The following is a 20,282-nucleotide window of genomic DNA, read 5'->3' on the forward strand; positions in this document are numbered from 1 at the left end:
GTCCCGGCCGACCGGGAAACCAGCCCGTCGGGCGGCCGAGTGACGTCTGTGCCGGCGGGTACGCGGACAGCCATGAACGCACCGAACACTTTCCATGAGAGCAAGGCCGTCGATCTCGCGGCGAGCGGTGCCGGGCTCGGAGTGCTGGTAGCCGTGGCGGGCCTGGTCGTGGTGGTCCTCCTCATCGGCGCCTTCTGGTGGGGCGCGCGGCTGCGCGCCCGGCAGGCCGCTCCGCCGCGCCCGTCCGAGCAGCCGCGGCCGCCGGCCGGCCCCACTCGGGTCGAGGAGGATGTGCGGCCCGCCGACTCCTTCCCGGACAACGGCGAGCGGCTGACTCCGCATCAGCTCGGCGGGCATGGTGACGAGGCCGCGCGGCCGTCGGGCGGCGCGGAGACCGGCCGTGGCGGGCGCCCCGGCGGAGCCTGAGGCCCGGTCCGAGGAGGTGACCGCCGGTACCGGCCGGAGTCAGTCGGCGGGATGTCCCGGTGACAGACCGAGCACGTCGCTCAGACGGAGCAGGGCGCCGCGCCGGGCGGCGCGGGCGTCCCCGTCCACCGGGCTGAGCAGAAAGCCGACATGGTCACCGCCGTCGGTGTGCCGCTCGACCCGGCCGACGAACCAGGCGGGAATGCGGGCCAGTACCGGTGTGCCACCGATACCGCCGTGCCACGGCACACCGGCGAACTTGTCGACGGTGTCGCCGGTCTCCTCGCCGAACAGCCTGGCCAGCTCGTACTGGTCGGGCGTCAGCAGATGCACGCCGAGGAACGAGGCCGAACGCGCCACCCGGAAGGTGTGGTTGGCCTTGGACAGCCACACCATGTACCGCTCCGGGCTGATCGAGCACTGCGAGGCGAACCCGACGAGACAGCCCGCCCGGTTCCCGCCCGACGCGGCCGTCACGATGTACATCGGGTAGTCCAGCAGATCCGCGAAGTCCTCCGCCCGGGCCACCGCGCGCTCCTCCGGCTCGTGGCCCGCCAGTGGTGCGGAACGGCCCGGACAGCACCGGTTGTCCGCACCGCCGACGGGCACGTCAGTGACTGATCCTCATGCCGTGTGCCGTTGTTCCCGCGCGGCCCGTTCCTCCGCGGCCTTCGCCGCGCGCTGAGGACCCACCGTGTACGCCGGGTCCTTGGCGGAGGCGACGCCCGCCGCGAAGATCCCGAACCGGGTGCAGGCCGAGCCCGCGAGCAGCATGACACCGCTGCCCACCGCCGTCCGGCGGGCATGCCGGCCGAGGAGAACCGATCCCGCCGCGGCCGCCGCGCCGGCCACCGTGAGCACGCGGGCCGCACGCAGCAGGTTTCCCGCGCGGCCCGTCCGGTAGGTCTCGGCGACCACACCGAGCCGCCGCTCGGCGGCGGTCATCGCGGACACCTCCGCCGCCGCCGCCAGCACCGCGGCGAATCTCGCCGGAGCGCTCTCCCGCGGCGGAGCGACCGCCAGCGCCATTCCGGCGGCGGCCGCGGTCGCCGACGCGCAGAAGACATAGGGCAGTTCGCGGTGGGCGCCGTGCCAGGCGGGCACGGCGGTGTTCGCGGCGAGGACCGCCGTATACGCGGCCACGGCGGGCCCGGACACGGCCGCCGCCGCGGTGGCGGCCGCTCCGGTCCGGGGCAGCCGGCCGGTGACGGCGCAGACCGCCGCCGCACCGGCGCAGGGCCCGTACAGGGAGAGCAGCCAGGAGCCGACGCTCATCGGCGAGGTCGGCTTGAATACGCGCAGCATATTGACGAACCGGCTGGGCCGGCCCAGGTCGTTGACGAGCGCCGCGGCGGAGAGCGAGATCGCGGCGAGCGAGGAGATCTTCATCGCGGTCGCCGTCGTCGTACGGCCGGTCGCGTGCGCGCCCGCGGCCACCGCGGAGCCCGCTCCCGCGAGTCCACCGAGAAAGAAATACCCGGCGATGTCACGGGCCGACCAGGACGGCGGTTTGATGACGGGCCGCCCGTAGTACGAGTCGAACTCGGCCCGGGGCACCATCAGTTCCTCGCCGCGCCGCTTACGGCGCCGGCCACTCCGGATCCCGCTCCCGCTGATGTCGGAGTTGGTCATCGCCGTCCGTTCTTTCCGGTGAGTGCGGGGAGCGCGAACGACAGCGCGACGCCGCCCGCCAGGGACAGCGCGGCCGTGGCCGCGTGCTTCCACATCGCGGGCAGGTCGCGGGTCGTGACCACCGGGTGCGGCGGCAGTCCGTAGATCTCCGGCTCGTCGAGAAGCAGGAAGAACGCTCCGTCGCCGCCGACGCCGTCGTCCGGATCGTGCCCGTAGAGCCGGGCCTCCGGGACGCCCGCCGCGTGGAGCTGCTCGACCCGCAGCGCGGCCCGTTCGCGCAGTTCGTCGAGCGGGCCGAACTGGATGGACTCCGTCGGGCAGGCCTTGGCGCAGGCGGGCTCCTGACCGGCGCCGAGCCGGTCGTAACACATCGTGCACTTGAAGACCCGGCCGTCGGAGGGCCGTTGCTCGATGACACCGTACGGACAGGCCGGGACGCAGTAGCCGCAGCCGTTGCAGATGTCCTCCTGCACGACGACTGTCCCGAACTCCGTACGGAAGAGTGAGCCGGTCGGGCAGACGTCCAGACACGCGGCATGTGTGCAGTGCTTGCAGACGTCCGACGACATGAGCCAGCGGATGTCGCCACCGCCGCCGCCCGCCGCCGGAGCCCCGTCCGTCCCGGCGGCCGTGAGCGGAAGCTCGGTCCGTCCGTCGGGCGCCGGGACCGACAGCGCGGCCGACGGCGCGACCGACTGCTCGATAAAGGCCACATGCCGCCAGGTGGAGGCTCCGAGCGCCTGCGTGTTGTCGTACGACATACCGGTCAGCGACATCCCGTCCTCCGGGATCGCGTTCCACTCCTTGCAGGCGACCTCGCACGCCTTGCAGCCGATGCAGACGGACGTGTCGGTGAAGAAGCCCACGCGCGGCGGGGCGTCCTCGTGGCCCGCGTCGCGCGCCGGGTCCGACTCGGGGCCGCTGAGCAGATTCTGCGTCACTTCCTGGTCTCCGTTCCGGTCTGCGCGGTGATACCCGCCCTCCGGCGGTATTCGGCGACGAGTTTCGGCAGGTCAGGACCGCGTGGACGGCGACCGGAGAAGATGTCCGCCGTCAGGGCCTTGTCCTCCTGGATGTGCGAGTTGGGGTCGAGCGCGATGGCGACGAGTTCATTGGCCGCGTCGCCGGTGGTGACCCCGTTGGGACCCCAGTGGAACGGCAGCCCGATCTGGTGGACGGTGCGGCCGTGCACCGTCAGCGTCCTGATCCGCTCGGTCACCATCACGCGGGCCTCGATGGCGTTGCGCGCCGTCACGATCGTCGCCCAGCCGCCGTGCTCCAGGCTGCGTTCCGCGGCGAGCTGCGGGGAGATCTCGCAGAAGAACTCCGGCTGGAGCTCGGAGAGATACGGCGACCAGCGGCTCATCCCGCCGGCGGTGAAATGCTCCGTCAGCCGGTGGGTGGTGACCACATACGGGTAGACGTCGGCGCCGGGTTCATCACCGCTGGGGTGGTAGCGGTTGCCCTCGTACGGCATGAGCTGACGTACGGGCGAGCGGGAGGCCCGCGGGTAGAGGGCGTTGGTGAACGGCGAGTCCTGCGGCTCGTAGTGCGTGGGCAGCGGGCCGTCCTCCAGCCCGGCGGGCGCGTACAGCCAGCCCTTGCCGTCGGCCTGCATGATGAAGGGATCGTCGCCGCGCAGCGCGTCGGGCCCGGTCGCGTCGTCCGGTGGTACGTAGTCGGGTGCGCGGTCGAGGATGAAGTCGGGGACGTCGCGTCCGGTCCATTTGCCACTCCGCTGGTCCCACCAGACGTACGCCTTGCGTTCGCTCCAGGGTGTGCCGTCCGGCGCGGCGGAGGCCCGGTTGTAGAGGATGCGCCGGTTGGCGGGCCATGCCCAGGCCCACTCGGCGGCCACCCAGTCCTGTTCGGTGTGCGGTTTGCGGCGGGCGGCCTGGTTGACACCGTCCGCGAACACTCCGCAGTAGATCCAGCAGCCGCACCGGGTGGATCCGTCGTCCTTCAGCTCGGTGTACGCGCTCAGCGGCGAGCCGTCGGCCGCGTGTCCGTTGATCTCGGCGAGCACGGCCGCGGCGATCGGCTCCTTCAGCGGGCCGTCCACCGGGTAGTCCCAGGCCAGGTCCTGTACAGGCCGGTCCATCGGGTCGGTGGACGCGGCCAGCTTCTCCTTGATGCGGCGCCCGAGGTGATACATGAACCACAGATCGCTGCGGGTGTCGCCCTCGGGCTCGACGGCGGCGTGGTGCCACTGGAGCCAGCGGTTGGTGTTGGTGAAGGAGCCCGACTTCTCGGTGTGCGCGGCGGCCGGGAAGAAGAACACCTCGGTGCCGATGTCCTCGGTGCGCATCTCGCCGGTCTCGATCTCCGGGCCGTCCTGCCACCAGGTCGCCGACTCGATCAGCGAGAAGTCCCGTACGACCAGCCACTCCAGCTCGGCCATGCCCAGTCGTTGGAGGCGGGTGTTGGCGGAGCCGACGGCAGGGTTCTCTCCCATCAGGAAGTAGCCCTTGCAGACGCCTTCGAGCTGGGCCAGGACCGTGTCGTACGTGGAGTGCGAGCCGGTCAGGCGTGGCAGATGGGCGAAGCAGAAGTCGTTGTCCACGGTGGCCGCGTCGCCGTAGTACGCCTTGAGCAGGCTGACGAAGTAGGCCCGCATATTGCCCCAGAAGCCCTTTTCGGTGCGGCTGGCGTCGATGAACGCGTCAAGGTTCTCGTGGGCGTGCGCGTGCGGCATCGGCAGATAGCCGGGCAGCAGATTGAAGAGGGTCGGGATGTCGCTGGACCCCTGGATGGAGACGTGTCCGCGCAGGGCCTGGATGCCGCCGCCGGGACGCCCGATGTTGCCGAGCAGAAGCTGGAGCACGCTGGCCGCGCGGATGTACTGGGAGCCCACCGAATGCTGGGTCCAGCCCACCGCGTAGACGAAGGCGCTGGTGCGGTCGCGTCCCGAGTTGGAGGTCAGGGCGTCGCACACCTTCAGGAACGCCTCCCTGGGAATGCCGCAGGTCTCCTCGACGAGTTCGGGCGTGTAGCGCGCGTAGTGCCGCCTGAGGATCTGGTAGACGCAGCGCGGATGCTGGAGGGTGTCGTCCCGCTTGGGCCGTCCGGCGGCCTGAGCGCCGCCGGAGCCATGGGTCTCGGAGCCGCCGGCCGCACCGATCCTGGTCTGCGCGTCGGGGTCCTCCTCACGTGCCTCGTACTGTTCGTCGACGTCTCCGGACGGAGCCTGGACCTCGGATCCCTCGTACTGCCAGCTCCTGGGGTCGTAGTGGTGCCGCTCCTCGTCCAGTCCCGAGAAGACTCCGTCGAGATCCTCGGTGTCCCGGAAGTCCTCGCTGACCAGCGTGGCCGCGTTGGTGTAGGCGAGCACGTACTCCCGGAAGTCCTTCTCCTCGGTGAGCACGTGATTGATGATCGCGCCGAGGAAGGCGATGTCGCTGCCCGCGCGGATCGCTACGTACTGATCGGCGACGGCGCTCGTGCGGGTGAAGCGCGGGTCGACATGGATGATGCGGGCGCCGCGCGCCTTCGCCTCCATGACCCACTGGAAGCCGACCGGGTGTGCCTCGGCGTAGTTGGAGCCCTGGATGACGATGCAGTCCGCGTGCTGGAGGTCCTGCATGAACGTGGTCGCTCCGCCGCGTCCGAACGAGGTACCGAGGCCGGAGACGGTGGAGCTGTGACAGACCCGTGCCTGGTTCTCGACCTGGACCACGCCGAGGCCCGTCAGCAGCTTCTTGATGAGGTAGTTCTCCTCGTTGTCGAGGGTGGCTCCGCCGAGGCTGGCGATTCCCAGCGTGCGTGCGGTGCGATGGCCCTCGTACTCCCACTCCCAGGTGCGCCGGCGCGTCTCCACGACCCGGTCCGCGACCATGTCCATGGCCGTCTCCAGATCCAGCGGCTCCCATTCCTTGGCGTACGGAGCCCGGTAGAGCACTTGGTGGCGGCGGGCCGGACCGGTGGTGAGCTGGAGCGTCGCCGAGCCCTTGGGACAGAGACGGCCCCGGCTGATCGGCGAGTCGGGATCTCCCTCGATCTGGACGACGCGGTCGTTCTTGACGTACACCTGCTGACCACAGCCGACGGCGCAGTACGGGCAGATCGAGTGCGCGACCCGGTCGGCGGTGTCCGTGCGAGGCCTCAGCGCCTCGGTGTACGACGACATGGCCGCCCGGCCGCGTCCGAGTGGATCCGATCCGGTGAGCTGCCGGTAGGCGGGCCAGTCACGGATCAGTTTGCGGACACCCATCGCTTCCTCCAGCGCGTGTGCGGTCCCTGGGGCCCGGCGGCCTCGACGGCTTTCCGGCTTCTGGGGAGGTGCTGCTCCTCAGCCTCCCTCGGTGTGCCGTGGTGTGCGACCGGACGGACCGCCGTCCGGCTGTGCCGCTCGCGGGGCAGCGGGCACCCGGCCGGCGGCGGGCGACGCCGGTCCGGCGCCGGGAGATCATTCGCCGGACGGTGAGGTTTCGCGCGCGGAACGACCGGCTAAGCGCTGATCATGGTGCAAATCGGATACACGATGATGACCGAGCAGGCGGGACCCCGGGAGCTGGTCCGGCATGTGGTGGGCGCGGAGCGAGCCGGCTTCGACTTCTCCGTGACCTCGGACCACTATTTCCCCTGGCTGGAGTCGCAGGGCCACGCGCCGTACGCCTGGAGCGTGCTGGGCGCCGCCGCCCAGGCCACCTCCCGTATCCCTCTCATGACGTATGTGACCTGCCCGACGACGCGCTACCATCCCGCGGTCGTCGCGCAGAAGGCCGCGACCATGCAGCTCTTGTCCGAGGGCCGTTTCCGGCTCGGGCTCGGTTCCGGTGAGAATCTCAACGAGCATGTGGTGGGCGGCGGTTGGCCCGCGGCTCATATCCGGCTGGAGATGCTCGAAGAAGCCGTCGAGATCATCCGTGCGCTGTTCGCCGGCGGCTATGTGAACCATCACGGAGCCCACTTCGATGTGGAGAGCGCGAAGCTCTGGGATCTCCCCGATCAGCCGCCGCCGATCGGGATCGCGGTCTCCGGCAAGCGGTCCTGCGAACTCGCCGGACAGGTGGCGGATCTCGTCATCGCCACCGAACCGGAGGCTGAGCTGCTGGACGCCTTCGACCAGCACGGCGGGTCGGGAAAACCGAAGGTCGGCCAGGTGCCGGTCTGCTACGACACGGACCGGGACACGGCGGTCGCCAGGGCACACGAGCAGTTCCGGTGGTCCGTCGGCCCCTGGCCGGTGAACTCGGAACTGCCAGGTCCGGCGGGATTCGACGGCGCCACGCGACATGTACGCCCCGAGGATGTCGCGGCGGCGATTCCGTGCGGTGCCGACGTGGACGCGTTCGTCGAGGCGGTGAAGCCGTATGCCCAGGCCGGTTTCACGGAGGTCGCCCTGGTCCAGATCGGCGGCGGCCACCAGGATGCCTTCCTCGACTGGTCGGAGCAGACACTGCTGCCGGCGCTGCGGCGACTCTGAACGGCGGAGTGCGGATGCCCCCGCGCGAGGGCATCCGCACTCCGCGTGAAACGGCCGGCACGGCCGAGGACCGGACAGGGCCTGACCGGCGACGCTCTTCGGCAGCCGCTCCAGCAGTCCGCGCAGATCGTCGGCGTGCTCCTCCTCCTGCGCCGGCGGCTCCTCGAACACCCGGCGTGTGGTCGGGTCGCCCTCCCCCAGCCACCGTGCCCGCCTCCCTTCGCCGTACGCCTCGCCGGCCGCCGTACGCCCGCTCGGCCACCTGGAGCAGGCGACCGGCTCCGGCCCTCGCGCGTGCTCGTGTCTCAGAGTCCCGCCGCGCCGGCCGCCGAGGAGAGAACCTCGCGCAGCATGGCCGGAGTGAGCCGGCCGGTGAACGTGTTGTGCGGGCTGACGTGGTAGCAGCCGAAGAGATCCAGGCCGGCGCCGCCGTCGGTGGCCGGCAGGGCGACGCGGACACCATGGCCGAAGACCGGCCGAGGCCGTGGCACGGACCAGCCGGCCTCGGCCAGCGCCGGCAGTACGGCCTGCCAGCCGAAGGCGCCCAGCACCACGAGCGAGCGGGCGGTGGGGCGCAGCATGGTGAGTTCCCGTACGAGCCAGGTGCGGCAGGTGTCGCGCTCCAGCGGTGTCGGCTTGTTGGCGGGCGGAGCACAGTGCACCGGCGCGGTCATCCGTACGCCGAGCAGACGCAGGCCGTCGTCGCGGTCCGTCGCGGTCGGCCGGCTGGCCAGACCGACGTCGTGGAGAGCGGCGACGAGCACATCGCCCGATCTGTCGCCGGTGAACATCCGCCCGGTGCGGTTGCCGCCGTGCGCCGCCGGTGCGAGGCCGACGATCAGCATCGCGGCGTCGGCGGGACCGAATCCGGGCACCGGCCGCGCCCAGTAGTCCCAGCCCGCGTACGCCTTACGGCCCTCCCTCGCGGTCTGTTCGCGCCAGGCCACCAGACGGGGGCACGCCCGGCACCGGGTCAGCCGCTCGTCGAGATCGGCGAGGTCGCGGGCGCGGGGCGCCTGACGTTCCGGGAAGTCCGTGGACATCACACCTCTCACCTGGGTCTCGGTGGTCCGGGATAGCGGCCGGGACTCGGGGTACCCGCCGGGACCGAGCGCCGGACGCGCGAGGGAGGCACATTCTGTCAGGCACGGAGAACACCCCGCACGGAGTCAAACACGACCGGGACCGGCCGCCCGGCGGCTCCGGGAAGGATAGGACCATCGGTGCACTGTTTCGGTCCGGGTGGCTCAAGCGGGGGAAGAGAAGGGTCGTGCGTGGTGTCCGAAACACAGTGAGCGTGCCGCTCGTCGAGCTCGTGAAGCGGCGCCGGGAGCCGGACGTCGTGCAGACGCTCCGCTCGACCGCCGCCGCGACCATCGCGTATGTGGTGGCGCTGCGGCTCAGTTCCGAGCCCGCGCCGCTCACCGCTCCACTCACCGCGCTGCTCGTCGTCCAGGTCACCCTTTACTCCACCTTCGTCACCGGGGTCCGGAGGGTGAACTCCGTCGTCGCCGGAGTGCTGGTCGCCATCGCCTTCAGTGTGCTGGTCGGTCTGTCCTGGTGGAGTCTGGGGCTGATCATCCTGGCCTCGCTCGTCGTCGGACGTCTGGTCCGCGTGAGCGAGTTCGTGCCGGAGGTCGCGATCAGCGCCATGCTTGTCCTCGGAGTGACCCAGGTGGCGTCGACGGCCTGGGACCGGGTGCTGGAAACACTGATCGGCGCCGTGGTGGGGCTGCTGTTCAACTTCCTCTTCGTACCGCCGGTGTGGGTCAGCACCGCCGGACAGTCCATCGACGGGCTGGCCCGTCGGATGCGCCAGCTTCTGCTGCGCGTCGGAGAAGGGCTCACCGATCCCACTCCGGTCGAACGCGCCGCCGAGCGGCTGCACGAGGCACGCCGGCTCGACCATGACATCAGCGAGGTCGACGCGGCGCTCCGGCAGGCGGAGGACAGTCTCCGGTTCAATCCTCGGGTCAAGGAGGGGCTGCTCTACCGCGTCGTGCTGCGGACCGGTCTCGACACGCTGGAGATCTGCACGGTGATCCTGCGGGTGCTGGCCAGGACGCTCACCGATCTCGCCAAGCGCCGCGGTGGCGAGCCGTTGCTCCCGCCGGAGGTGGGAGCGACTCTGCAGGAGTTGCTCGCCCATGTCGCCGACGCGGTCGTGAGCTTCTCCGTCCTGGTCACCACGCAGGTGAGTGAGAGCGCCGAGACCGCGGAGGCGCGGCTGGCCGAGGTCCTCGCGACGGCGAGTACGAGCCGGGAGAGGCTGGCTCATCTCCTGCTCGACGAGATCCGGCGGGATCCTCGCCATTGGCAGCTCCAGGGCGCGCTGTTGACGGAGATCGACCGGATCCTGGACGAACTGGACATGGAGCACCGTTCCAAGCGTCTGATGGAGGAGCTGGACCGCGCCTCGCGTGAGCAGCGTGAGCGGCATCCGCGGCTGGCCGCGGCCCGGCAGTGGGTACGGGAGGCGCTGCCGCGCCGGGCACCGACGTCCTGACGCTCCAGGACCGGGACCAGAGCCGTACGGCGGCGGCCTGTTAACCGGATGCGGACGCAAAGGAGCGGGAAACAACCGTGGACTTGTCCCGGCCAGCGTCTGGCGTGAATCGCTCGTTTTGAGAGCAACGGAAAAGACGTGCCGAAGTATTGACGCAGTTTTTGCCCAATGGCGCGCGAGCCGCCGTGTATTGGGCCGGGAACGCGGGCACGCGAACCCGCCCACAGCCCCGTGGTCATGGGCGTCATCAGCGATGACGGCCCGATGCGCGGAGGGCGGACACGAGGTCAGCGGGGCTTCCGTTCAGGCCCCGCCAGTTCGCCGCGATGACCGCCATTGGCCCTCTCACCAGCGATATGAGGTCCGTGGAGACGGCGAGTTGGGTGGGGCGGTTGATGAGGTCATGGCCGATGGCGGTACTGTGCGCGCGCGCCGTCATCGTGGGCGGCGCGGTTATCGCGGAGGATTCTGTGACTGTATTCAGCGGATCGTGGCGGCGCAGAGGCGCCCTCATAACGATCGCGACTGCTGGTGCGCTCGGGGTCGGCCTGTCGGCCGCCCCGGCGATGGCGCACACGCCGGTCTGGACGGTGAGCTGCTCCGAGGTGAGCGTCGACCTGACCAGCTACGGCAACAGCGACAAGAACACGGTGAACATCACCGTGGACGGCAAGGACCTGCTGCCGACCAAGTCGTTCAAGAACGAGTTCCACCAGAAGCTCGACCTTCCCGAGCACACGAGCGAGGTGTCCGTCCGTCTCGTCGTGAAGGCCGCCGACGGCGACCAGTACTCGAAGGACGAGACCAAGACCGCTCCGGTCTGCGACACCCCTGGCACCCCGCCGCCGGCGTCGGACAGCCCGAAGCCGACGCCTTCGGAGACCGCCACCACTGAGGCGCCCACGCCCACCGAGGAGCCCAGCAGCTCTTCGGACGTGCTCCCCACGTCGAAGCCGTCTCCTGCCGGGGACGACCTCGCCGAGACGGGTTCCTCCAGCGCCACGCCGATCATCGCCGGTGCGGCCGCTGTTGTGCTGGTGGCCGGAGCGGGCATCATGTGGGCCTCGCGCAAGCGTCGCACCGCGCAGCACTGAACAACCGTTTCACGCACCACCCCGCCGCCACGGCCGGAACAGCCGTAACCCGGCTCGCCCTTCCTCTGTCGCCATGTCGGACGTCGTCCAGAACTTCCACCGCCAACACTCGGCGGCCTGGCCGGCGGTCACCCGACCGAGAGGCACGGACCGAATGACAGCTCGTCCCACGGGGCGCGTTGCTCGGATTCCATACGACAGGAGTCGTGCGTGTCGTCGCGCCGACCCACGGTGAACGACGATCCGGTCGAGGCCGGCCCCGGGGAACGTACGCGACGGGCGGTCCGACCCGAGGGAAGGACATCACCCGGCGTACTCCCCGAGCAGTGTGAGGCCCCGCAGCGTTCCTTGCTGCGGGGCCTCATCAGCTCTCACGGCTCTGGAAGCCGCCTCAGGTGCGCGTATGACGGTGGCCCGCCCACAGAGGCAGGACGAACCAGCACAGCACATACCACGCGACGATTCCCGCGACGATCCACGGCACCAGGTGGTTGTGCGTGGCCACCCGCATGATCAGCAGGAGCGCCGAGATCAGGGTCGCGAGCAGCAGGCACAGTCCGGTGACGGTCAGTCTGGAAGCCCATATCACCGCGCGCGGCTTCATACGGCGGCCCGAGACGACCCGGTGGAAGGCGACAGGGCCGATCAGCGCCCCGGTGGCCGCCGCGCCCAGCACGACGGTGACCAGATAGATCGTCCGGTCGACGTCCGGGAGTGTGGTGAAGCGGGGCGTGAAGACGACCGTGAGAAGAAAGCCGAACATGATCTGCACGCCGGTCTGCGCGACGCGCACCTCCTGGATCAGTTCCGACCACTGACGGTCGGCGCGCTCGTTCTCCGTCTCCTCACGGCCGTCCGCCCTGTCGTCGGTCTGCTGCGTTGTCGAAGACACGGAGCCCTCCATGGCCATCGGTGATGTGGTGGACTGCGCGTACCCGCTGGGCCCCGGGACAGGCCGGGCCCGGCGCCGTCGCCGGAGGGAGCGCCGGCGCGTCCGGCGGGATGCACTCCGTGGCGGTGGCACGGAGAATGAACGGAAACCGACCGACACGCCTGGGGGCGCGCATGGATCCGGTGGTGGCTCTCGACAGGATCGCCTTTCTGCTGGAGCGTTCGCGGGCCGAGACATACCGGGCCAAGGCATTCCGTACCGCGTCCTCGGCCATCGCGGACATGCCTCCTGACGAGGTCGCGCGGCGCGCCGCGGCCAGGACGCTCACTCGCGTCCCGGGTATCGGTCCCAAGACCGCCGAGGTGGTGGAGGCGGCGGTGGCGGGCCGGGTCCCGGAGTATCTGGAACGGCTGGAGCGGGAGGCCGCCGCACCGCTCGCGGAGCACGGGAACGACCTGCGCGCCGCGCTGCGCGGGGACTGCCATCTGCACTCGGACTGGTCGGACGGCGGAAGTCCCATCGAGGTGATGGGACGGACGGCCGCGGCGATCGGGCACGAATGGGCCGTGCTCACGGACCACTCTCCCCGGCTCACCGTCGCCCGGGGCCTGTCGGCCGAGCGGCTGCGCGAACAACTCGATGTGGTGGCCGAGTTGAACGAACAGTGGGCTCCCTTCCGGCTGCTCACCGGGATCGAGTGCGACATCCTGCCCGACGGCTCGCTGGACCAGGAGCCTGAGCTGCTCGACCGGCTGGATCTGGTGGTGGCGTCCGTGCACTCGAAGCTGCGCATGGAGTCCGCTCCGATGACCAGGCGCATGATCACCGCCGTACGCGATCCACGGACCGATGTACTGGGACACTGCACCGGACGCCTCCTCACGGGACGGTCCCGGCGCGGCCGGAGAGACGACGGGACGGCCGACGGCAGGCCGGAGTCGGAGTTCGACGCCGAGGCCGTGTTCGCCGCCTGCGCCGAATCCGGTACGGCCGTGGAGATCAACAGCCGGCCCGAGCGGCTGGACCCGCCTCGCCGGCTGCTTCGCGAGGCGGTCGCCGCCGGTGTCCTCTTCGCCGTCGACACGGACGCCCACGCCCCCGGACAGCTCGACTGGCAGATCCTCGGCTGCGCGCGGGCGGAGGAGTGCGGTGTGCCGGCCGACCGCGTCATCAACACCTGGCACGCCGGGCAGTTGCGGGAGTGGACGCGGTCCCGGCAGGCCCCGTCAGCGGTGTGAGCGGGCTCGCGTCGAGCGGCGGCTCATGTCGTACGGCCGGTCAGCGGGCCGTCAGCGGCCGCACGGATCCGGACCGTACGAGTCAGCGCTCCGCTCTGCTCCGCGTCCGCGAGTCCGAGCCGGTGGCCGCACCGGCGCCTTCCAGATCCACGAACAGACTGGTGTCGAGGCGGGCCAGCAGATCGGTCGGATCCTCGTAGACCTCCTTCGCGCCGCCGGACTCCAGCGCGTCGCGCGGGACTCCGCCCGACAGCAGGGCGACACCACGGACGCCCGCCCGCGACGCCGCCTGCATGTCCCAGACCGTGTCACCGACGAACACCGCCCGCTCCGGCTCCGCCCCGGCCAGTCCCAGAGCCTGGCGCACCGGGTCGGGAGCGGGTTTGCCGGCGGCCACGTCGTCGGCGCTGGTGGTGCCGTCGATGACGTCGTCGGCGTCGATCGCGCGCCGCAGCGCAGTGAGTTCGGACCCTCCCGCCGAGGTGACGAGCACGATCCGCCAGCCCCGGTCGGCCAGCGACCTGAGGACGTCGGCCGCGCCTTCGATCGCGGGCAGCCGGTCGAGATAGGTCCCGTAGAGCGTGGTGTGCGCGGCGCTGATCTCCGCGTCCTGGTCGCGGTCCCGGTCGTCGCCGAGCAGATGCGCGATGAGGTCGGCGGCGCCGAGGCCGATCGCCCGGTGGATCATCGGCATCGGCACCTTGTGCCCGGCCTCGCGGAACGCCTCCCACCATGTCGTCACATGGAGGTAATTGGTGTCGACGAGAGTCCCGTCGACGTCGAACAGTGCCGCGCGCGCCGCCATATGTGTCCCACTCCCGTTCCAGCGAGGGCTGGGCTCCGGACCCGGGCGACGCCTTGGTCGTGCCGTCTCCACCGGGCCGGAACGCTCGTACGCCTCGGTTCGTCTTCCTCCGCCGCGTCTTCGTCCACTCAGCCTGTGCCCTTCGCGTACGGCCCGACGCGCTGGGCGGGCCGTACGGGTGAGACCGCAGCCACCGTGGAAGGAACGGCAAGCCGGGGCTCCGGCCGGAAGGACGGTGTCCTCGTCCGGCCCGTCAGCCGCCGAAACTCCAGGACACCGTGTGGTCCGCGCCCGCCAGCGATCACGAGGCCGGCCGCTCCGAGGAAGATCCCGGGACGTGTTTCAGAACTCGATCGAGTCGGTGTTCCTGATCTCCGCCTTCATATTGCGCCGCATCATCCGCAGCGCCGCATCGGCGAGATCCGCGTGGATATGGGCGACAGCGTCCTCGGGAACCGTCACCTCCAGATGCCGGATATGCGCGTCCAGCGCCGAGTACAGCACACACTGCTCGGTCACCTGCCCGCAGAGGATCACATGTCCGATGCCGAGCTGGCTGAGCAGATAGGCGAGAGGTGTCTCGTAGAAGATCGAGTGCCGGGCCTTCACCACGAACAGTGACTCGTCGTCGGGCCGCAACGGCTCGACCAGATCGGCGTGCGGGCCGGAGAGCGCGGTGTCGACGATCTCGCCGTGGTGGGACCGCCACTCGCCGAAGTTGTCATTGACGTAGATGACGGGAACGCCTCGCTCCCGGGCCCGCTCAAGCAGCCGGACGACGGACGGCACCACTTTCGTCACGGACGGAAGGAGGAGGTCCGCGTCGGCGTGATCATATGTATTGATCATGTCGATGACGACGACCGCGCTTTTCCTCATGAACTCCATGGTGTCACCGCGGCCTCGACGCGGCCGCCGGGCGCCACCGCCGCAGCGGCCCGGCCCGGGATCGGGGCGCCCCGGTTCGGTGATGCCCGCGCGGCCGCCTCCCATCGCGCGGAACCGCGGCACGCCGTAGGAGAACGGCGTACGGCGGTGCCGGCGCGGCCGTCAGTCGCGCGTAGTCGGCCGCTGGGCCGGCGGCAGCCGCAGATGGCTCAGATCGTCCGGCACCGGACTGTTCGGACGGAACAGCGGCGCGGTCTGGCCGTCGGCCGCCGTCGCGGCGGGCGCGTCGGTCAGCCGGAAGCGCTCGCGCAGCCTGCTGTAGAAGTCGGTGGGACCCATCCGCACCAGGCGCAGCCGGTACTTGGCCCCGTACACACCGACCCAGTCCCCCGGCTCCAGCACGCCGCGGAGCTGCCCGTCGATGCTGATCGCCACATCCCCGGAGTGAGGCAGCACCCGTAGCCCCACCGGCTCGTCGGGAGCGGTCACCACCGTGCGGTTGAAGGTCATGTGCGGTGCCACCGGTGTGAAGACCACGGCGTCCATGTGCGGAGAGAGCACCGGGCCTCCGGCCGCGAAACTGTAGGCGGTGGAGCCGGTCGGCGTGGCCACGATGACGGCGTCCGCCGAGTACGCGGCGAGAAGGCGGCCGGCGAGATAGACACCCAGGCTCGCCTGCCGGTCCCTGGCGAGCTTCTCCAGCACGATGTCGTTGAGCGCCATCACGTCCAGGGCCACACCCCAGTCCTCGTTCCCGGTGGTGTTGGCCCGGACATGCGGCGGCGGCAGCGTCGGGCCGCGTCCGTAGCGCAGCAGGGCTTCGATGCCGGACGGCATCTCAAGAGGGCGCGAGGCCCGCATGGTGAGCGTCATACGCTCCTCGATCGTGGCCCGGCCCCCATGGACCGCGGTCAGTGCCCGCGACACCTCCTCGACCGGGACCTCGGTGAGAAAACCGACCCGTCCCAGGTCGACGCCCAGTACCGCGGCGTTGTTCTTGGCGGCGATCCGCGCACCGCGCAGGAAGGTGCCGTCTCCGCCGAGTGTGACGACCAGGTCGGGATTGCCCGCCGCCGAGGACTCCTCCTGTCCTCCGTGGCGCGGTTCGCGGTCCTTCCACACGTCGATCTCCCGGCACGGAATGCCGTTCGCCTCACACCAGACGCGGACGACGTCCGCCGCCGCGACGGCCGCGGGACGGCCCTGATGGACCACGACACCGATACGTTTCACAGGCATGATCGCGCTCTCCGTATGTCCGGTCCTCGGGTTCCGTCTGCTTCAGCGGTCAAGGATGGCCGAAGAAAACGGAGCGGGCGCGGTGCGCGGCGGTCCGGCGCGCCGAAGCGGATCGCGCCTGGCCCAGGTCGGCCCGGCGCGGACGGTCACGCACAACCGATTCACCCGTATGGCGGATAGCGGTGATGGGGTACATCGTGCAGTGAGCGGCGCGTGGTTGACCGGCCGGAGCCGTGCCCGGAGGCCTTCCCCGGTTGCCGTCGGCCCCGGCTGGAGGCGCGATGGATGGGTGCGCGACTGACCGTGAGGGGCCAGGCCGTGAGGGTCCGGCCCCGCAGACGCGCTTCCCCCACGCGAGGAGTGATCTCTGATGTCAGCCGACGGCGTCTTCGACAACCCCAACGAGCTGAACGGTCTGACCGTGTACGACCGGGACGGCGAAAAGATCGGCAACGTCGGCCATGTCTATGTCGACGACCGCACGAGCCGCCCGGAATGGGTGACCGTGAAAACCGGTCTTTTCGGTATGAAGGAAAGCCTCGTCCCGCTGGCCGGCGCCCGCCGTCTCGGTGAGGACCTGCATGTCCCGTACACCAAGGACACCGTCAAGGGCGCGCCGCGCCTGGATGCCGACGAGCACCTGGAACCCAGCCAGGAGAAGCAGCTTTACCAGCATTACGGCATCACCGGCGCTCATGGCGGTACGAGCGCCATGGGCACTCCCATGGAAACCGGCACGGCGGCGACCGGCACCGCGGGAACCGGCACAGGGAGGGGCACGGGCATGGGCCGGGACATGGCGACGGGAATGCCAACCGGCACGGACATGCCCGCCGGCACCGCGACGACGGCCGGCGCGAGCCCGGGTCCGGCCATGGCCGGGACGGCCGGCGCCGCCGCGACCCGTGGCAGCCACCCGGCGCCCGGCGCCGGGCAGAGCGAGGAACTCATACTCTCCGAGGAGCAGTTGCACATCAGCACCGAGGAACACGAGGTCGGCAGGGCCCGGCTGCGCAAGGTCGTGGTGACCGAGAGCGTCACCACCTCCGTGCCGCTCAGCCACGAAGAGGTGCATGTCATCCATGAGCCGATCGCGCCCGGCGAGCGCGCCGGCGACGGCAGCTCCCGCATCGGCGAGGCCGAAACCGAGGTGACGCTCCACGCCGAACAGCCCGTCATCCGCAAGGAAGCCGTTCCCGTCGAGCGCGTACGCATGGAGACGGAGAAGGTGACGGAGCAGAAGGAGGTCTCCTCCGACGTCCGCAAGGAGCAGATCGAGTACGACACCGGCCAGACCGGAAAGGACCTCGGAGGCAAGCGCGGCCCACGCCACTGAGCCGGGAGGCTGTCGCCCGGCCTCGGCGCCGCCCTCCCGCGTGGGAGCGGCGCCGGGGTCGCAGCCGGTCAGTGCGGTCCGGTCGCGGCGCCGGTGTACGTACCCGGCGGGACGCGGCCCGTTCTTCCGGCGAGGAGTGCCGGGAGAAGGGCGGGACAGGTGTGGTGTATGACCACCTACGTAGTGACGATCCCCGGCACGCTTCACGCACCGCTGACCGGCGAGGCGCGGTCCGTACTGCTCGGGGCCCTGAGGCCGGCGGACCCGCAGGGCACCGGCTTCGGTGCGGCGGAGGAACTGGACCTGCTCTCCGTGGACAGTGAGCGGTCGACGTTCACCATCCGCCTCGAAGTGCGGGCCGACGATTCGAACGCGGCGGAGGAGGAAGCCCGGAGGATCGCGAGCGGCGCTCTTGACAAGGCCGGCTTCACCATCCGGACCGCGCCCTTGGGAGAGCCGGTCATCACGGGCATCGACGCAGGCTGAGGGCTGTCCCGTAATCCCTGGTGGATCAGCCCGCCGAGGCACGCCCCGGCGCGGCGGGGCCGGTACGGCGACGGCCCACACCGCCCGGCGGCTCCCTGTCCCTTCGCGCCGCAACGGCCGAGCCGCCCCTCGGCGGCATCGGCCCAAGGGGTCAGCGGACGGTCAGAGTGCCCTTCATGAAGGGGTGGATGGTGCACATGTACTGGTAAGTGCCGGCATTGGCGGGAGCGGTGAGGGTGACCGTCTTCCCGCTGGGGATGTCGCCGGTGTTGAAGGCCCTCCCCGTGACGGCGGTCAGGGTATGTGTGACGGCGTCTTTGTTGATCACCGTGATCTCCGCGCCCGGGGACACGGTCAGGGTGGCGGGCTTGAAAGTGAAGTTGTCAATGGTGACGGTGTGTCCGCCGGTGGACGAGGACGGGCTGGGAGCGGTGGAGGAACTGCTGCTGCCACCGCTGTCGGAGCAGCCGCCGAGAGTGGTGACGCAGACGGCGGCGAGGACTGCGGCCAGACGTGCCTGACCTGCGCGGTGCGGGAGCGTCATCTGCTCTCCGAGCTGTCGGGCCCCGGTCCTGCCGGGAGGATCAGTAGCTGCTGGCGCTCGGCGAGCTCTCGGTCGGCGAGGCGCCGGTCGGGCTCGGTGATCCGGTGGGGCTCGGCTGCGGCTTGGTGACTCTGTTGCCGGCCGGGTCGATGACGTACCACTTGGCTCCGAAGGCGGTCAGGCCCTGGCCTCGCGTCTCACCGGGCTTCTTGTCGGCCTCGAAGCGGTACAGCGGATGGCCCCGGTATGTGACCTGCTTCTTGCCGTCGCTGCGGGTGGCGGTGGAGAGCAGCGTCTGGTCGACGCCGCCCTTGCCCGCCTTCGGCTGTCCGGTGACGATCTGCGGCGGCCAGTCCACGGCGCAGTCTCCCGAGCAGGTGGACTTGTTCCTTGTGTCGGCCTCGAAGAGGTAGAGCGTATGGCCCTTGCTGTCGACCAGGATCTGCCCGAGTGGCCCGGACGCCACGGAGATCTCGTTCGGGTTTCTGGCGGGCGCGGACGAGCTCGCCGACGGGGTCTGGCTCGCGGATGCCTCCGCGAAGTCCGCGGGCATGTCACGCTTCGACGCCGATCCGCTGCCGCCGCTGTCGGAACATCCGGCGAGCGCCGCCGCGCACAGTACGGCGGCCGCCACGGCGGCGGCTGTCCTGGTGTTGCTCCTCATCAAGGCTCCTCTGATCAGGCCGCCCCACGGGCAGCAAACCGGCCGACCGATCACGGCCGCAAAACCCACTACACGACACCCCTCGGCGGCGGGCCACCCGGAAGAGCCGTCCGACGTACGGCGGCCGGGCGGGCCCTGTCCCGGACTGTCCTCGGCGGCCTCGTCGAGTGGGGTAGTGTGAGCGGCTGCGAAGGGGAGTAGCCCCGCGAACCGGTCGTCGACACACTGGAACCTTCGGGTTCCCGGTGGCCGGGCCCGCCGATCCGGCGGGCGGGCGAGACCTTCGGTCAGGCACAGACATGTCCGCACTCCCGCGGACACCACCGTCGTGCCGGGCCGAGTGGTCCTCCATTCCTTCCGGGGTATGACGAAGATCCGGGTCCGGCCCTCAGAGAAAGCCACCCGGAATGCGTCTCGACCCCCTGGCGATCCTCACCGCCTTCGGGCTGATCTTCCTTGCGGAGCTCCCCGACAAGACCATGTTCGCGTCCCTCGCCATGGGTACGCGCATGCGCCCGCTCTACGTCTGGTTCGGTACGTCGACGGCGTTCATCGTGCACGTCGCCATCGCCGTCGGAGCGGGCAGTCTGATCGGGCTCCTGCCCGACTGGATCGTCAAGCTCGTCTCCGCCACCCTCTTCGCGTTCGGCGCGTTCATGCTGCTGCGCAACGGAGGCGGCGACGAGGACGAGGACGGTGACGTCAAGACGGTGACCGGCTTCTGGCCGGTGTACTCCACGGCCTTCATGGCCGTGTTCATCAGTGAGTGGGGCGACCTCACCCAGATCACCACCGCGAATCTCGCCGCCAGCAACGGCACCTGGTCCACCGCCATCGGCTCGGCGGCCGCGCTGATGTCCGTCTCGGCCCTGGCCCTGCTCGCCGGCCGCTTCATAGCGACCCGTGTCCCGCTCAAGACCGTCCAGCGCGTCGGCGGCGTGTGCATGCTCGGCCTCGCCGTCTGGTCCGTCGTCGAGATCTTCGTCGGCTGACGGCCGCCCGGGACGGGCAGGGGCCGGAAACGGCTGTGTCGTGTCCGGGAAGGCCGGGCGGCGTCCGCGTACTCTTCCGACAACTGTTGTTGTCCAGGGGGATGCGTCTACATTG

At 70.4% G+C, this 20,282-nt stretch carries 19 protein-coding genes; 8 read left to right on the plus strand and 11 right to left on the minus strand.

The window, feature by feature from the left end; translation table 11 throughout:
- Nucleotides 1–72: 72 nt before the first annotated feature.
- Complete coding sequence (locus PV679_RS28545) at nt 73–426, plus strand: DUF6479 family protein (protein WP_319683342.1); 354 nt, start codon at nt 73–75, stop codon at nt 424–426.
- Nucleotides 427–465: 39 nt separating this feature from the next.
- On the opposite strand, the gene PV679_RS28550 is transcribed toward PV679_RS28545, so the two are convergent.
- The 4 genes from PV679_RS28550 to fdh form a co-directional block, all read right to left on the minus strand.
- The gene (locus PV679_RS28550) at nt 466–954 is read right to left on the minus strand and encodes a flavin reductase family protein (protein WP_416069827.1); all 489 of its coding nucleotides are present in this window, start codon (nt 952–954) and stop codon (nt 466–468) included.
- Nucleotides 955–1,050: 96 nt separating this feature from the next.
- On the minus strand, nt 1,051–2,058 hold the full coding sequence (nrfD, locus tag PV679_RS28555; RefSeq protein ID WP_319683343.1) for an NrfD/PsrC family molybdoenzyme membrane anchor subunit: 1,008 nt from the start codon (nt 2,056–2,058) through the stop codon (nt 1,051–1,053).
- Complete coding sequence (locus PV679_RS28560) at nt 2,055–2,999, minus strand: 4Fe-4S dicluster domain-containing protein (RefSeq protein ID WP_319683344.1); 945 nt, start codon at nt 2,997–2,999, stop codon at nt 2,055–2,057. The genes nrfD and PV679_RS28560 overlap by 4 nt, the downstream gene beginning before the upstream one ends.
- Nucleotides 2,996–6,268, minus strand: coding sequence for a formate dehydrogenase (fdh, locus tag PV679_RS28565; RefSeq protein WP_319683345.1), 3,273 nt, complete (start codon nt 6,266–6,268; stop codon nt 2,996–2,998). The genes PV679_RS28560 and fdh overlap by 4 nt, the downstream gene beginning before the upstream one ends.
- A gap of 249 nt (nt 6,269–6,517) precedes the next feature.
- On the opposite strand from fdh, the gene PV679_RS28570 reads away from it, so the two are divergent.
- Nucleotides 6,518–7,483, plus strand: a complete 966-nt coding sequence (locus tag PV679_RS28570; protein ID WP_319683346.1) for an LLM class F420-dependent oxidoreductase — start codon at nt 6,518–6,520, stop codon at nt 7,481–7,483.
- A 305-nt stretch (nt 7,484–7,788) separates the two neighbouring features.
- Here PV679_RS28570 and PV679_RS28575 read toward each other — a convergent pair whose 3' ends face one another.
- On the minus strand, nt 7,789–8,526 hold the full coding sequence (locus tag PV679_RS28575) for a uracil-DNA glycosylase (RefSeq protein ID WP_319683347.1): 738 nt from the start codon (nt 8,524–8,526) through the stop codon (nt 7,789–7,791).
- A 227-nt stretch (nt 8,527–8,753) separates the two neighbouring features.
- Between PV679_RS28575 and PV679_RS28580 the strand changes: the two genes are divergently transcribed.
- Entirely contained in the window at nt 8,754–9,989 is a 1,236-nt protein-coding gene (locus PV679_RS28580) for an FUSC family protein (RefSeq protein WP_416069824.1), read from the plus strand.
- Between the two features lie 470 nt (nt 9,990–10,459).
- The gene (locus PV679_RS28585) at nt 10,460–11,083 is read left to right on the plus strand and encodes an LAETG motif-containing sortase-dependent surface protein (RefSeq protein ID WP_319683349.1); all 624 of its coding nucleotides are present in this window, start codon (nt 10,460–10,462) and stop codon (nt 11,081–11,083) included.
- A 391-nt stretch (nt 11,084–11,474) separates the two neighbouring features.
- Here PV679_RS28585 and PV679_RS28590 read toward each other — a convergent pair whose 3' ends face one another.
- The gene (locus PV679_RS28590) at nt 11,475–11,975 is read right to left on the minus strand and encodes a DUF6328 family protein (protein ID WP_319683350.1); all 501 of its coding nucleotides are present in this window, start codon (nt 11,973–11,975) and stop codon (nt 11,475–11,477) included.
- Between the two features lie 173 nt (nt 11,976–12,148).
- Between PV679_RS28590 and PV679_RS28595 the strand changes: the two genes are divergently transcribed.
- A complete protein-coding gene (locus PV679_RS28595; RefSeq protein ID WP_319683352.1) occupies nt 12,149–13,213 on the plus strand; it encodes a PHP domain-containing protein in 1,065 nt (354 codons plus the stop codon).
- Nucleotides 13,214–13,295: 82 nt separating this feature from the next.
- On the opposite strand, the gene PV679_RS28600 is transcribed toward PV679_RS28595, so the two are convergent.
- The 3 genes from PV679_RS28600 to PV679_RS28610 form a co-directional block, all read right to left on the minus strand.
- Nucleotides 13,296–14,018 carry an HAD family hydrolase gene (locus PV679_RS28600; RefSeq protein WP_319683353.1) on the minus strand — a complete coding sequence of 241 codons (723 nt, stop codon included), beginning with the start codon at nt 14,016–14,018 and terminating at the stop codon, nt 13,296–13,298.
- A 342-nt stretch (nt 14,019–14,360) separates the two neighbouring features.
- Nucleotides 14,361–14,897 (minus strand): isochorismatase family cysteine hydrolase, encoded by a 537-nt coding sequence (locus PV679_RS28605; protein WP_319683354.1) that lies wholly within the window; start codon nt 14,895–14,897, stop codon nt 14,361–14,363.
- Nucleotides 14,898–15,068: 171 nt separating this feature from the next.
- Nucleotides 15,069–16,145: an NAD(+)/NADH kinase gene (locus PV679_RS28610; RefSeq protein WP_319683356.1), complete on the minus strand. Its 1,077-nt coding sequence runs from the start codon at nt 16,143–16,145 to the stop codon at nt 15,069–15,071.
- Between the two features lie 370 nt (nt 16,146–16,515).
- Between PV679_RS28610 and PV679_RS28615 the strand changes: the two genes are divergently transcribed.
- Together PV679_RS28615 and PV679_RS28620 are read left to right on the plus strand one after the other, a co-directional pair.
- A complete protein-coding gene (locus PV679_RS28615; protein WP_416069825.1) occupies nt 16,516–17,481 on the plus strand; it encodes a DUF2382 domain-containing protein in 966 nt (321 codons plus the stop codon).
- A 168-nt stretch (nt 17,482–17,649) separates the two neighbouring features.
- A complete protein-coding gene (locus PV679_RS28620) occupies nt 17,650–17,967 on the plus strand; it encodes a hypothetical protein (protein ID WP_319683358.1) in 318 nt (105 codons plus the stop codon).
- Nucleotides 17,968–18,118: 151 nt separating this feature from the next.
- Here the strand turns inward: PV679_RS28620 and PV679_RS28625 are convergent, their stop codons facing one another.
- Nucleotides 18,119–18,511, minus strand: coding sequence for a cupredoxin domain-containing protein (locus PV679_RS28625; RefSeq protein ID WP_319683359.1), 393 nt, complete (start codon nt 18,509–18,511; stop codon nt 18,119–18,121).
- Between the two features lie 40 nt (nt 18,512–18,551).
- A complete protein-coding gene (locus PV679_RS28630) occupies nt 18,552–19,175 on the minus strand; it encodes a hypothetical protein (RefSeq protein ID WP_319683360.1) in 624 nt (207 codons plus the stop codon).
- Nucleotides 19,176–19,582: 407 nt separating this feature from the next.
- Here PV679_RS28630 and PV679_RS28635 point away from each other — a divergent pair, with 407 nt between their 5' ends.
- On the plus strand, nt 19,583–20,167 hold the full coding sequence (locus PV679_RS28635; protein ID WP_319683361.1) for a TMEM165/GDT1 family protein: 585 nt from the start codon (nt 19,583–19,585) through the stop codon (nt 20,165–20,167).
- Nucleotides 20,168–20,282: the final 115 nt, after the last annotated feature.

It is taken from the genome of Streptomyces sp. AK02-01A (assembly GCF_033795305.1).
GTDB lineage: Bacteria > Actinomycetota > Actinomycetes > Streptomycetales > Streptomycetaceae > Streptomyces.

Coding starts and splice junctions, on each gene's coding strand:
- PV679_RS28600 (WP_319683353.1), bottom strand. CDS start 14,018: ATGGCGGCGCGCGCGGCACTGTTCGACGTCGACGGGACTCTCGTCGAC.
- PV679_RS28605 (WP_319683354.1), bottom strand. CDS start 14,897: ATGAGGAAAAGCGCGGTCGTCGTCATCGACATGATCAATACATATGAT.
- PV679_RS28625 (WP_319683359.1), bottom strand. CDS start 18,511: ATGACGCTCCCGCACCGCGCAGGTCAGGCACGTCTGGCCGCAGTCCTC.
- PV679_RS28610 (WP_319683356.1), bottom strand. CDS start 16,145: ATGCCTGTGAAACGTATCGGTGTCGTGGTCCATCAGGGCCGTCCCGCG.
- PV679_RS28545 (WP_319683342.1), top strand. CDS start 73: ATGAACGCACCGAACACTTTCCATGAGAGCAAGGCCGTCGATCTCGCG.
- PV679_RS28595 (WP_319683352.1), top strand. CDS start 12,149: ATGGATCCGGTGGTGGCTCTCGACAGGATCGCCTTTCTGCTGGAGCGT.
- PV679_RS28575 (WP_319683347.1), bottom strand. CDS start 8,526: ATGTCCACGGACTTCCCGGAACGTCAGGCGCCCCGCGCCCGCGACCTC.
- nrfD (WP_319683343.1), bottom strand. CDS start 2,058: ATGACCAACTCCGACATCAGCGGGAGCGGGATCCGGAGTGGCCGGCGC.
- PV679_RS28570 (WP_319683346.1), top strand. CDS start 6,518: ATGGTGCAAATCGGATACACGATGATGACCGAGCAGGCGGGACCCCGG.
- PV679_RS28635 (WP_319683361.1), top strand. CDS start 19,583: ATGCGTCTCGACCCCCTGGCGATCCTCACCGCCTTCGGGCTGATCTTC.
- PV679_RS28630 (WP_319683360.1), bottom strand. CDS start 19,175: ATGAGGAGCAACACCAGGACAGCCGCCGCCGTGGCGGCCGCCGTACTG.
- PV679_RS28615 (WP_416069825.1), top strand. CDS start 16,516: ATGTCAGCCGACGGCGTCTTCGACAACCCCAACGAGCTGAACGGTCTG.
- PV679_RS28620 (WP_319683358.1), top strand. CDS start 17,650: ATGACCACCTACGTAGTGACGATCCCCGGCACGCTTCACGCACCGCTG.
- fdh (WP_319683345.1), bottom strand. CDS start 6,268: ATGGGTGTCCGCAAACTGATCCGTGACTGGCCCGCCTACCGGCAGCTC.